This window comes from Bacillus sp. T2.9-1, from assembly GCF_950097965.1.
GTDB lineage: Bacteria > Bacillota > Bacilli > Bacillales > Cytobacillaceae > Niallia > Niallia hominis.
The window spans coordinates 13,716-26,224 of record NZ_CATNHG010000085.1 but is presented as its reverse complement, the minus strand read 5'-3'; the positions used below and the strand labels follow the sequence as shown (position 1 = coordinate 26,224).

Genomic DNA, 12,509 nt, shown 5'->3' with positions numbered 1-12,509 from the left:
CTTAATATGTTGACTAACACGATCTATCAAGAAGTACAAAAGCGTACCCTCGAATTCTTAAATCAGGCAGGAATTATCTTAAGTGAATCAGAGCAAGAAGCAGTAGAGGTAGCGGACTTTGGATTAGATCAATTAGATACACAAGGATTACAGCTGATTACGTATATCAATAATGATCATTATTGTGCGAAGGAACTAGTGTTATTTCCAAATCAAACTTGTCCAGAGCATAAACATCCACCAATCAATAATATTGTAGGGAAAACAGAAACCTTTCGATGCAGATTCGGTAAAGTATATTTGTATGTGGAGGGAGAAGAGACAGTGAATAGAAAAGCAACTGTTCCAGAAGCAAGCAAAGAATATTACACCGTCTTTCATGAAATAGAATTGAATCCTGGAGACCAATACACAATCCCTCCTAATACCCTTCATTGGTTCCAGGCAAGTGAAGAGGGAGCTGTCATTTCTGAGTTTTCAACGACTAGTCGGGATGAATACGATATTTTTACCGATCCAACTATTAAGCGTATTCCAGAGATAAAGTAGGCAGAGGAAGGTTTCAATCCTTTCTCTTGAAGCAATAAGTGCAACTAAATCATTTTTTCAAAGGTAATAAAAATATTAGCGATTGATACAACCCCTTTCCTCGCAGGGAAATGTATAGGAAATTAACGATAAAGGAGCAACCTTACATGAATATGAAAACGCTTTTTAATGATAAATGGGAATTTGCAAAAACAAGTTTAGAAGTCGAAGATAGTAGAAACCTAGATTTTGTGCCAATTGATTTGCCACATGACTGGCTTATTTATAATACTCTTGATCTCTATGAATCTAGCATTGGCTGGTATCGCAAAAGCTTTTTCTATTCTAAGCAACAAGGTGAACAAGTACTGCTAAGCTTTGATGGCGTATATATGGATTCAACTATGTATATAAATAATCAGTTTGTAGGGGAATGGAAAAATGGTTACTCCTCGTTTGAGCATGATATTACAGCCGCTATGGTTGATGGGAAAAATAACATCCTCGTGAAGGTTGTATATGAAAGCCCCAATAGTAGGTGGTATTCAGGAGCTGGAATTTATCGTAACGTTTGGCTTAAAACAAGAGATACTAATCATCTTGTAACAGATGGAATATACATCACGATGAATCAAGAGGATACTCGCTGGCATGTTGAAGTTGAGACAGAATTAGCACTTGATCAAGATGTGCAGCTTAGCCATTCAATTTTTTTCAAAAATCAAAGAATAGCATCTGTCTCTGAAACGATAGATTTTGGTAAGGAAAATTCTGTCTTGAATCAGCAAAAGCTCATTGTCGATAATCCATTGCTGTGGAGCATAGACGAGCCCAATCTCTATCAGCTTCAAACAGAATTACAAATTATCAATCAGGAATTAAAGACAGTAGAAGCTATTACACAAAACATTGGCTTTCGAAATATAATTCTGGATTCAAAGCAAGGTTTTCATTTAAATGGCAAAAGGATGAAGCTGAATGGAGTTTGCGAACATCATGATTTGGGAGCGTTAGGAGCTGCATTTAATAAACAAGCTTTAAAGAGAAGGTTTGAAATATTGAAAGAAATGGGTGTGAATGCCATAAGGACAGCCCATAATATGCCAGCAAAGGAATTAATGGACTTGGCTGATGAGATGGGCTTTCTCGTTATTTCAGAAGCTTTTGATATGTGGGAAAGACCAAAGACAAAGTATGATTATGCACGATTCTTTAAGGAATGGGCACCAATCGATGTGAAAAGCTGGGTGAAGCGCGATCGAAATCATCCAAGTTTATTAATGTGGAGCATTGGAAATGAGATTTATGATACCCATGCAGATGAGCGAGGGCAGGAATTAACTAGAAAGTTAATGGCGGAAGTACATAAATATGATCCGAAGCAAAATGCATGGATGACGATTGGCTCCAATTATATGCCATGGGAAAATGCACAAAAATGTGCAGATATTGTAAAAGTAGCAGGCTATAATTATGGTGAAAAATATTATCAAAAACACCATGAAGAGCATCCAGACTGGATTATATATGGTAGTGAAACTGCATCTGTTGTCCAAAGTAGAGGCATTTATCATTTCCCTTATGAACAATCCATTCTTGCAGATGATGATGAACAGTGTTCGGCCCTTGGGAATAGCTCCACTAGCTGGGGGGCTAAGTCAACGGAAGCTAGTATTATAGCAGACAGAGACGCAGTATTTTCCCTAGGAACCTTTATTTGGACAGGTTTTGACTATATCGGGGAACCAACCCCTTATCATACGAAAAATGCATATTTTGGTCAAATTGATACAGCTACTTTTAAGAAGGATTCCTTTTATATTTATCAAGCAGAATGGACAGACTACCGGGAAAAACCAATGGTACATCTTTTTCCTTATTGGGATTTTAGTGAAGGGCAGATGATTGATGTTCGTGTATGCTCAAACGCACCTAAAGTGGAATTACAGCTGAATGGTAATAAGATTGGTACACATGTTATCGATCATGAAAAGGGAACAGAGCTGGTTGGCTGGTGGAAAATTCCTTATGAAAAAGGGCAGTTAACAGCCATTGCCTATGATGAAAAAGGGAATATTATCGCAACGGATACGAAAAGTTCTTTCGATGATGCGAAGAAAATTTGCTTGAATGCAGATAAGCGAATACTTACTGCAAACGGAACGGATATTGCTTTTATCGAAATTGCAACAAAGGACCAGGATGGAAACCTAGTTGAAAATGCTACAAATCGTGTAAATGTAAATGTAACAGGTGCTGGTCGTTTGATTGGTCTAGATAATGGGGATAGTACGGATTATGACCAGTACAAAGGTTTAAGCAGAAGATTATTTAGTGGGAAGCTAATGGCCATAATTGCTGCAACGACTGAACCTGGGAAAATTCAGATAGAGGTAAATTCTAAAGGACTAGAGAGTGCATGCCTAGAAATAGACGCTCAACCGGCTGAAGACAATGAATTAGTTGGGATATCTGCAACGATGAAAAACACTGATACTCCAATTGTGATGGGAGAAGAAGGAGAAATTCCTCTTCGTAAAATTGAAATCATTAGTGAATCTGGGCAATTATTCGACCCAACTAAAACAGACATATTCGTTCATGCTAAACTAATCCCTGCAGACACTTCTTATAGAGAAGTAAAGTGGAGTGTTGTAAACGATGCTGGTATTGAATCGAATATTTCGAAAGTGGAAGTAGCAGGTGATAAAGTAAAGGTTAGTGCTTTAGGAGATGGTGAATTTCGTCTTCGTTGTACAAGTAAGAATGGTACAGATAAAACAAAACTCATTTCCGAGCTAGAGTTTAAGGCAGCTGGTCTCGGAAAAGCCTATAAGGATCCGTACGGATTTATCTCAGCTGGTTTATATGACTACACCAAAGGCGAAGTAACTAATGGGAATGAACGAGGTGTCGCCACAAGTAGGGATGGCGAAACACAAGTAGGATTTCGAGAAATAGACTTTGGAAATTATGGATCAGACAAAATTACGATGCCGATTTTTTCCTTATCAGATGAAGAGTATCCAATCCAAATTTGGGAAGGAATGCCGGATGAAGAGGGCAGTGAGCTATTAGCAGATGTCATTTATCAAAAGCCATCTAAGTGGAATGTTTATCAGGAAGAGACATTCCAATTGTCAAAAAGACTTCGTGGAATTAAATCACTGTGCTTTATCTTACATCAGAAGGTCCATATTAAAGGTTTTTATTTTGAAAAGAAAAATCAAGCGTTTGAACGTAATTATGCGTCTGAGTGTAACCACATCTATGGGGATACCTTTGAAGTAAAAGAAAATTGCGTAGAAGGAATTGGCAATAATGTATCATTAACTTTTGAACAATTTGATTTTACTGAGACAGGGGCAACAAAGCTCATTATTTCAGGAAAGTCACCAATTGAAAAAAACACCATTCATATACGTTTCGCAAACCAAGAAGGCGAAAGCAATCAGATGGTTGAATTTCTTTACTCTGTTGGCTATGAAGAACGTGTATTTGATTTAGAGAAAATAACTGGAATACAAAAAGTAACTTTTGTCTTTTTACCAGGTAGTAATTTTGATTTTGAGTGGTTCCAATTTAAAAGATAGAGCTTAAAATGAAGCTTACCGTACGAATGAAAAAGTACGGTAAGCTTTTTATTGCGTTTTTGGTGATGATGAAATTTTTGTTGGTTAGCATTTGGAAAATAAGAGGGGTTAGAGAAGGAAGTAGGTATTCATAAGTGGATGAAAACTAAAAATCTGAGAGAGCAGGGAAAAGTGGTGTTCATTAAGCAGATGAAAACCAAAGGAGCAGAAAAAGGTAACAGAGAAGTGTTCTCTGAGCCCGAAAGCAAGAGAAGAAGCAGAAAAAGGTAATAGAGAACCGTTCTCTGAGCCCAAAAGCAAGAGAAAAAGCAGAAAAAGGTAACAGAGAAGCGTTCTCTGAGCCCAAAAGCAAGAGAAGAAGCAAGAAAAGGTAACAGAGAAGCGTTCTCTGAGCCCGAAAGCAAGAGAAGGAGCAGAAAAAGGTAACAGAGAAGCGTTCTCTGAGCCCGAAAGCAAGAGAAGGAGCAGAAAAAGGTAACAGAGAAGCGTTCTCTGAGCCCGAAAGCAAGAGAAGAAGCAGAAAAAGGTAATAGAGAACCGTTCTCTGAGCCCGAAAGCAAGAGAAGAAGCAGAAAAAGGTAACAGAGAAGCGTTCTCTGAGCCCAAAAGCAAGAGAAGAAGCAAGAAAAGGTAACAGAGAAGCGTTCTCTGAGCCCGAAAGCAAGAGAAGAAGCAGGAAAAGGTAACAGAGAAGCGTTCACTGTGCCCAAGACAAAGAGAACCAAAACTCTGAGATATCGGGGAAAAGTTTTCATCAAGCGAATGAAAACCAAAAATCCCAGAGGAGAGAAGAAAAGTGGTTTTCATAAAAACAAGTAAAAGCCAAAAAAGCAGCAAATTATCAAATTCCAAATGAAACTTCCCAACACCCAACACCCAGTATTTACTATCCACGAGAATCATACATAGCCTTCCTAATAGATAGACAAAATATACAATGGACTTAAACTTCTTTGTAAGTACATAAGAACATTTCCTAGTAAGCTGAATAATTGCCATTAATCATTATAACCCTTAATATTACAATCAAGACAAGTCATTTATAAAGGCGTATATCCTGAAAAAACGTCTTGAATTACACAAAAGTATCGAGAATTTATAGATGAAGGAAAGAGACTTGTTAAGTAGAAGTCCGTACATATTTTTGTATTGGCAATTCGTAGCATTTCTCGTTCAACACGAGAATATAAGTGAAGGGTAAGGAAGCAATAATACTGGAAGGAGGAAAATAGTGAAAAATATGGATAACAAAAAAGAAGGATCATCCAAGCCAAACGCTCAATTTAATATTTTACGAAATGACCCTACCAAGGGAGATGGTGGGTACGGAGTAGGCTCTATTTCTTTAGAGAATGTGACACCAATTATTATCGATAGAGAAACACAAGAAGTATTTATAGATATGGGTGCTTTGCATGGTAGAAGCAAAGTAGAGCAAAAGGTATTTTTTAAGAATGTGACGAAAGAAGAAGTGGAAGAGCTAGATCCACATAAATATTGGGTCATTTGGATTGCGTTGGACAGAAACCAGAAAGGGGTTCACTATTCTGGTGCAGGTGCTTGCGAAATTTTAGTTGCAACGAAAACGAAAGAAGGAAGCAGAAGGATTTTTGGCTATAAGTCAATGCCAGAGCATGTAAACAGTCTTGATAAAGCAATCAAAAGAAAATTTGTATTAGACATCATGGATGATGAATCCAAACAAGCTTTAAAGAAATTTCTTGTTGATTTTAACAATGAATATTGGGAGAAATCCCCTGAGGAATTGAAAGATAGCCTATAAGAGGAAAGGTGAATGAATTGAAAAAATATGGAATAGATCCAAGCAGAGGCTTGGAGTTTGGAATATATACACTAGGCGATCATTTGCCAAACCCAATCACTGGAGAAAGGGTTTCTGCAGAAGAACGTGTACATGAAATAATTGAATATGCAAAATTGGCAGATCAAGCGGGTCTTGATTTCTTTAGTGTTGGGGAAAGTCATCAAGAATATTTTGTTACACAAGCACATTCCGTTGTGTTATCAGCGATTGCACAAGCAACGAAAAATATTAAAATCGCTAGCTCCTCCACGATAATCAGTACATCGGATCCTGTTCGAGTATACGAAGATTTCGCCACAATTGATTTAATTTCAAAAGGTCGAGCTGAAATCATTGCTGGACGTGCATCAAGAGTAGGATTATTTGATTTATTAGGCTATGATCTTCGTAATTATGAAGAATTATTTGAGGAAAAATTTGAATTATTAATGAAAATTAATGAAGAGGAAGTAGTGAATTGGAGCGGAGAATTTCGTGCGCCGTTAAGAAATGCACAAGTTTTACCACGTCCTAAGAACAGCTTTATTCCGATTTGGCGAGCTGTTGGAGGAACACCAGCAAGTGCAATTAGAGCAGGAATTGCAGGAGCACCAATGTTTATGGCACATTTAGGAGGACCAGCCTCTGTATTTAAACGTACAATAGATGCCTATCGGGAAGCAGCACGAGATAGTGGATTTAACCCAGCAGAACTGCCAGTAGCAACAGCAGGCTTTTTCTACGCAGCAGAATCATCTCAACAAGCATTAAAGGATATGTATCCGCATATTAACGAAGGCATGAAAAAAACGAACGGAGCTGGATTCCCAAAACAACATTTTGCACAGGGAGTAGATCCGCATAATATTATGAATATCGGAAGCCCACAACAAATAATTGAAAAAATTCTTTATCAACATGAAATGTTTGGTCATCAACGTTATATTGCGCAAATTGACTTTGGTGGAATGCCGTTTGAAAAAGTCATGAAAAATGTAGAAATTATTGGTACTGAAATCTTGCCGGCTATTAGAAAATACACGAAAAAATCGGAGGCATAAGAAATATGAAGATTGTTGGATTATCCGGTTCGAAAGTCGGATCGAAAACTAGAACAGCAATGGATTACACAATGAAAACTATTGCAGAACATTATCCAGAAGTGGAGATAACGTTACTCGACTTAGCGGATTATGATATTCCATTTAGTGATGGAAGAAATTATTTAGAGTATGATGGAGATGCTGGATATGTGACCAAAACATTAATGGAAGCTGATGCCATTATTATTGGAACACCGGTTTTCCAAGCATCGATTCCAGCTACGTTAAAAAACATTTTTGATTTATTGCCTCAAAATGCTTTTCGCGATAAAGTCGTTAGTATGTTAGTTACAGCAGGTTCTGCGAAGCATTATTTAATTGTGGAGCAGCAATTAAAACCAATCTTGGCTTATATGAAAGCACAAATTGTGCAAACCTATGTATTTATTGAGGAAAAGGATTTCTATCGAAAAGAGATTACAGATGATGATGTGTTATTCCGCATTGAACGATTAGTGGAAGATACAATTGTATTGACACAGACCTTTTCGGAAATAAGAGAGAAAAAAGAAGCGAAATACGATTTCTAATATAAAGTGGTAGAAATTTACTTCACTTCATTATACTGCAGTTAATTATTATACATTTTAGTCTAATTAGTATTTTAAAAGGAAGAGTAAGAATGGAAGAACTTAAGGGAATTGTCACCATTCAGCGGGATATAGGTTCAGATGTATTGGTAATAAATGATATGCCTTTATCAAAATATTTCACGGGCTATAATGGGGAAAAGATTTCTCTTTCTATTGTTTGTGAAGATGAGAGAACCTATACGTATGAGGGAACAGCAGATATTTTTTACTTTGAAGGGAAACAGCATTACTATAGAGGCACGAAATATGTTGATGACTTCTTCATTGATGATATGGATGTTCGCGAACTATTAGAACACCATGAAAAAGAGTTTATAAAAATAACTCTTTCCAAGATGGAAAATTAAATGGATTAAAAAGCCAGCACTCAAATCTTAACGTGCTGGCTTTCTTTGATGAAAAGGAAAAATAATTATTTAATGTACATACAAAGAATAAAAATTTTTATTTCCAATTCTCTCCTTGTATTTTTTGTTCACCTTTTTCAAATATATGTTATTATCAACATAAGAATACACTAGTTACGTCATTTGGAGGAACATATGAAACGTATCTTTTTTTATACCATTTTAATTATCATTTTTCTGATAGCGGTTGCATATTCCTTATATTCTTATAGACAGGCTCAAATTTATGATCAGAAAATGCAAGAAGTTATTTCAGAGGAGACCCCTTTGCCAAAGTACCATTTTGCGTTAATTGGAGAGGAAATGGATCATGATTATTGGCGTTTAGTGGGGGCAGGGGCAAAAAAAGCTGCGTTAGAGAATGATGTTTTTGTTGAATATGAAGGACCAAAACGTTCGAATCCAGAAGAACAATTAAAACTATTAGATATGGCAATCCAAGCTAAAGTTGATGGCATTATTGTGCAAGCGCTTAACGAAAATTTTACACCACTGATTAATAAGGCTGTTAAGGCAGGAATCCCAGTTATTACGATTGATACAGATGCACCAGAAAGCTTACGCAATGCTGCTTATATTGGGACAGATAATTATTTAGCTGGTCAACTAGCAGGGCAAGCATTAGTAAACGATACTGGGGGAAAAGCAACAATTGGCATCATTACCGGTGGGGTGGATAATGCCTATAATCAGCATCAATTAAGAGTACAAGGATTTAAAGATGCAATAGCTAAGGAAGATGGAATGAAGGTTATTGCGATAGATGAATCAAATCTAACAAGAGTACAAGCAGAAGAGAAGGCTTACAAGATGCTGAAAGAACATGAGGACATTACTGCATTTTATGGAACAAGTTCATTAGATGGAATCGGTATAGTTGCTGCAGCAAGATCATTAAATAAGCAAGATGACTTGTATGTTATCTCATTTGATACATTAGATGAGAATATAGAGTTGTTAAATAAAGGGGATATAAATGCCATTGTGGCCCAGCAACCTTTTGTAATGGGAGAGAAAAGTATTGAAATAATGTTAAATCTCCTAAACCAGAAGTCTATCTCCGTTGTAAATCATACGGATGCAGCAATCATTTATAAAAAAGATATAGAAGCAGTGGTAGAGAAAAAGGTGAATGTTCATGATTAAAATTCGTTCGAAGCTACTGATTTATTTTGGTGTGATTTTACTTTTGCTGTTGCTTTTATTTTGGATTCGAGAACATAGCAATCAACAAGTAAAGAAGTTATATGATGAGAATATGGAATATTTTTTCTTGTTAAATGAAATCACAAAGGAAACGAATCAGACATATCAATCACTGCAAATTTATGTTCATGAACCATTGGAGGAAAATTTAGATTTATACGATGTTGAAAAAAATAAGTTTAATGATCTACAGCAACAGTTCATTGCGATTGAAAAAGAAGGAATTCCTAAGAAGAACCTAGTAAATATGATGGACAATTTCCGAGAGCAAACGGAGAAAACAGTAAAGGGAATGGAAAACCAAGATATCCAACAATATTCTAGTTCCTTTAAGGAAGTAGAAAAGACATCGAGCTATATTCATGAGAAAGCACTTGATTTAATTGATGTAAAGCTAACAGAATATCAAGAAGTTTCGTATCTCTTAGATAAAAAAATTGTTCACACGAAAAATATAGGAACTACAATTCTATTTTCTATTATTCTATTGAGTATTTTATTTGCATTATGGTTTTCTAATGGAATAACGAGAACCATTGGCCGTCTGACAAGAGAAGCAGAGGAAATTTCAGCAGGGAGATACGATGGTGCAGATATTGTTGTATCTCAAAAGGATGAGCTTTGGTTTCTAACGAAAACTTTTAATGAAATGAAAAAAAACATTTTAGAGTCGGTTAGTCAAATGGAAGAAAAAGCAAAATTAGCTCAATTACTGAAGGAGATGGAATTAAAGAGTCTGCAAAATCAAATTAATCCTCATTTCCTTTTTAATACACTGAATACTATTTCGAAAACCGCTTATATTGAAGGGGCAGAGCGAACATGTGAATTAATCTCTTCCGTTTCAACTTTACTTCGTTATAATATTGGCAGTCTGGATCGCCAAACGATATTAAAGGATGAAGTGGTAATTGTGAGGGAATACTTTTTTATCCAAAAAACACGTTTTGGCCAAAGAGTGGAATTTAAGGAAGAGATCGACCCAGCTTGTTTATCGATACCGATTCCATGTCTTACCTTGCAGCCAATAATAGAAAATGCATTTATACATGGAATTGAAAGTATGGCAAAAGGGGCTATTATTACTGTATCAATCTATGAAAAAAATCAAAAAATATGGATAGAAGTAACGGACAATGGAGTAGGGATGGCTCAGGAGACAATCGACCAATTAATGGACTTGAGGGAGGATAGAGAAAAATCTACAACGAATAAAGGCTCTGGCCATTCTACTGGAATAGGGATGAGTAATGTGATTAAAAGGATTAAATTATTCGATAAAAATAGTCAGGTAAAGATTCGTTCAACTCTGGGCGAAGGTACATCAGTGAACATTAGCTTGAATAAAGATAGGAAGGGGGCTTATTCGTGATAAAAATAATGCTAGTAGACGATGAACCGATTGAAAGAGAAGGACTGAAGCTCATGCTTAGCCGAAATCGCTCTAATTTTGAAGTCATTGCAGAAGCGGAAAATGGGAAAGAAGCAGTTGAGCTTGCTATTTCCCAAAAGCCAGATTTAGTATTTATGGATATTAAGATGCCAGAATTTGATGGGATTGAAGCGATAAGACAGATACATGCCTCCCATCCAACTATTAAGTATGTAATGGTTTCTGCTTTTGATACATTTGATTATGCACGGGAAGCAATGAAATTTGGTATTAAAGAATATTTACTTAAGCCGAGTAAGGTTTCGGAAGTTTTAGAGGCTTTTGACGGAATGGCCGAAGAGATTGAACAAGAAAAGCAAGAGGTCATGATAAAGCAGGAAATGAATCATCGGCTGGAGAGAGTAAGCTCGTTTATTGAAATGGAATTTATTGTATCTTTTATTATGGACTATGTATATGAATTTAACCAAGAAGAGTGGGATGAATGGCTAGATCTTGAACAGAAGCAAGGCTTTGTCGCCGTTTTTTCCTTTGCATCAGAGAACCAGCATCCAAGTAGAGAAGTGAAAAGCCAGTGGTATCGAATACTAAAACAAGCGTTACAGGAACAAAACCTACAATGTTTGGTTGGGCCATTAACGGGGTTCCAAGTTCCGATATTAACATTAATTAATCAAAATGAGAAACCAAATGTTGAAATAAGAGATGACTTTGCACCAAAGATAATTCATGTTGTGCAGAATCAACTTGAACAGTGCCATATATATGCAGGTGTGGGGACGCTTGTCTCAAATGTGCAACAGTTTTCTGATTCCTATAAAGAGGCAATCTATGCGTTAGAGCTCGTGCATAGCCATCCAAGTGCAGCCTATATGACTTATAATAATCGAGTGAAACAAAAACGAAAAGAGCTAATTCCTTTTGAGGTGGAAAAAGAATTACTGGATGCGGTTAAGAAAGGGGAAGTTCAAAAAGGATTGCAAATGTTCGAAACCTATTTTCAAACTATTCAGCAGGCATCTGATTTTCAACTAAGCATGATTCATAAAGCAATCGAGAATTTCTTTATCATCTTAATTCGTTCAATGAAGGAGCTAGGGTTTGAAGAAGAAATTGAAACGAGTTTAGGAAAATTTGATAACTCCATGCAAATAAAAGAGGCAGCGAAAGCACACTTATTGCTCGTTATAAAGCATCTTGGAGAGTGGCGATCAAATGGGATACGCGCATTATTGTTGCAAGTAAAAGACTATATGGATAAAAATTTTTATAAAGCTATTTCGCTTGAAGAAGTCGCCAACCATATTGGAATAAGCTCCTATTATTTAAGTAAATTATTTAAAGAACGATTCCAGGTAACATTTATTGACTATTTAACGAAAACACGTTTAGAAAAGGCGAAAGAGCATTTATTAGATCCCAATGTGCCATTGAAGGAAATTGCGTTAAACATAGGTTATAAAGATCCCAACTATTTTAGTAGAGTATTTAAAAAAGAGACGGGAATGAGCCCGAGTGAATATAGACTAAAATATCAGCAGTAAAAACAGCGATCATTGGTCGCTGTTTTTTTAGTGCTGAGCATTGCTAAACAATCCTTAATAAAACAAAGAGAAGTAAGGATTTTACAAGAAAGTCTAGATGATAACAAAAAAGTGAAGATGAAAGTGCTATCAAGAATACGCTTTCGTGATAATTTAATAGTATGAAATGAATGAATGAAGTGCTTTATTAAATAGAAATGAAAACGGAATCATCTTAGTATTGTTAGGTTAGGAGGTTAGTAGACTAAAAATTACTAAGAATACTAAAAAAGTGATTATTATTAGCTGAAATGAAAAGGCTATCAGTAATCATAAGAGGGGAGGAAAGAAGGAGATTA

Annotated in this window: 10 protein-coding genes; 9 read left to right on the top strand and 1 reads right to left on the bottom strand. The window is 36.1% G+C overall.

All coding sequences use genetic code 11. From position 1 onward, the window contains the following. Positions 1-6: 6 nt before the first annotated feature. Positions 7-549, top strand: coding sequence for a D-lyxose/D-mannose family sugar isomerase (locus QQZ16_RS09755; protein WP_031537919.1), 543 nt, complete (start codon positions 7-9; stop codon positions 547-549). 146 nt (positions 550-695) lie between these two features. After that, on the top strand, positions 696-4,121 hold the full coding sequence (locus tag QQZ16_RS09750) for a glycoside hydrolase family 2 TIM barrel-domain containing protein (protein ID WP_235252125.1): 3,426 nt from the start codon (positions 696-698) through the stop codon (positions 4,119-4,121). A 108-nt stretch (positions 4,122-4,229) separates the two neighbouring features. Here QQZ16_RS09750 and QQZ16_RS09745 read toward each other — a convergent pair whose 3' ends face one another. Beyond that, positions 4,230-5,024 (bottom strand): hypothetical protein, encoded by a 795-nt coding sequence (locus QQZ16_RS09745; RefSeq protein ID WP_284561320.1) that lies wholly within the window; start codon positions 5,022-5,024, stop codon positions 4,230-4,232. A 337-nt stretch (positions 5,025-5,361) separates the two neighbouring features. Between QQZ16_RS09745 and QQZ16_RS09740 the strand changes: the two genes are divergently transcribed. The 7 genes from QQZ16_RS09740 to QQZ16_RS09710 all read left to right on the top strand — a co-directional run bounded on the left by QQZ16_RS09740 (position 5,362) and on the right by QQZ16_RS09710 (position 12,171). Beyond that, complete coding sequence (locus QQZ16_RS09740; protein ID WP_031535824.1) at positions 5,362-5,904, top strand: YwhD family protein; 543 nt, start codon at positions 5,362-5,364, stop codon at positions 5,902-5,904. 17 nt (positions 5,905-5,921) lie between these two features. Continuing rightward, complete coding sequence (locus QQZ16_RS09735) at positions 5,922-6,986, top strand: LLM class flavin-dependent oxidoreductase (RefSeq protein ID WP_235252132.1); 1,065 nt, start codon at positions 5,922-5,924, stop codon at positions 6,984-6,986. Between the two features lie 5 nt (positions 6,987-6,991). Beyond that, entirely contained in the window at positions 6,992-7,558 is a 567-nt protein-coding gene (locus QQZ16_RS09730) for an NADPH-dependent FMN reductase (protein WP_235252126.1), read from the top strand. Between the two features lie 92 nt (positions 7,559-7,650). Next, a complete protein-coding gene (locus QQZ16_RS09725) occupies positions 7,651-7,968 on the top strand; it encodes a hypothetical protein (RefSeq protein ID WP_235252127.1) in 318 nt (105 codons plus the stop codon). 195 nt (positions 7,969-8,163) lie between these two features. After that, the gene (locus QQZ16_RS09720; RefSeq protein WP_235252128.1) at positions 8,164-9,174 is read left to right on the top strand and encodes a sugar-binding protein; all 1,011 of its coding nucleotides are present in this window, start codon (positions 8,164-8,166) and stop codon (positions 9,172-9,174) included. Further along, on the top strand, positions 9,167-10,606 hold the full coding sequence (locus QQZ16_RS09715; protein ID WP_235252129.1) for a sensor histidine kinase: 1,440 nt from the start codon (positions 9,167-9,169) through the stop codon (positions 10,604-10,606). The genes QQZ16_RS09720 and QQZ16_RS09715 overlap by 8 nt, the downstream gene beginning before the upstream one ends. Next, on the top strand, positions 10,603-12,171 hold the full coding sequence (locus QQZ16_RS09710; protein WP_284561319.1) for a response regulator transcription factor: 1,569 nt from the start codon (positions 10,603-10,605) through the stop codon (positions 12,169-12,171). Before QQZ16_RS09715 ends, QQZ16_RS09710 begins: the two co-directional genes overlap by 4 nt. The last annotated feature ends 338 nt before the right edge of the window (positions 12,172-12,509 follow it).

What these genes read in the sequence shown, in the direction of transcription:
- QQZ16_RS09715 (WP_235252129.1), top strand. Translation starts at nt 9,167, where the DNA reads ATGATTAAAATTCGTTCGAAGCTACTGATTTATTTTGGTGTGATTTTA.
- QQZ16_RS09755 (WP_031537919.1), top strand. Translation starts at nt 7, where the DNA reads ATGTTGACTAACACGATCTATCAAGAAGTACAAAAGCGTACCCTCGAA.
- QQZ16_RS09720 (WP_235252128.1), top strand. Translation starts at nt 8,164, where the DNA reads ATGAAACGTATCTTTTTTTATACCATTTTAATTATCATTTTTCTGATA.
- QQZ16_RS09750 (WP_235252125.1), top strand. Translation starts at nt 696, where the DNA reads ATGAATATGAAAACGCTTTTTAATGATAAATGGGAATTTGCAAAAACA.
- QQZ16_RS09740 (WP_031535824.1), top strand. Translation starts at nt 5,362, where the DNA reads ATGGATAACAAAAAAGAAGGATCATCCAAGCCAAACGCTCAATTTAAT.
- QQZ16_RS09745 (WP_284561320.1), bottom strand. Translation starts at nt 5,024, where the DNA reads ATGATTCTCGTGGATAGTAAATACTGGGTGTTGGGTGTTGGGAAGTTT.
- QQZ16_RS09725 (WP_235252127.1), top strand. Translation starts at nt 7,651, where the DNA reads ATGGAAGAACTTAAGGGAATTGTCACCATTCAGCGGGATATAGGTTCA.
- QQZ16_RS09730 (WP_235252126.1), top strand. Translation starts at nt 6,992, where the DNA reads ATGAAGATTGTTGGATTATCCGGTTCGAAAGTCGGATCGAAAACTAGA.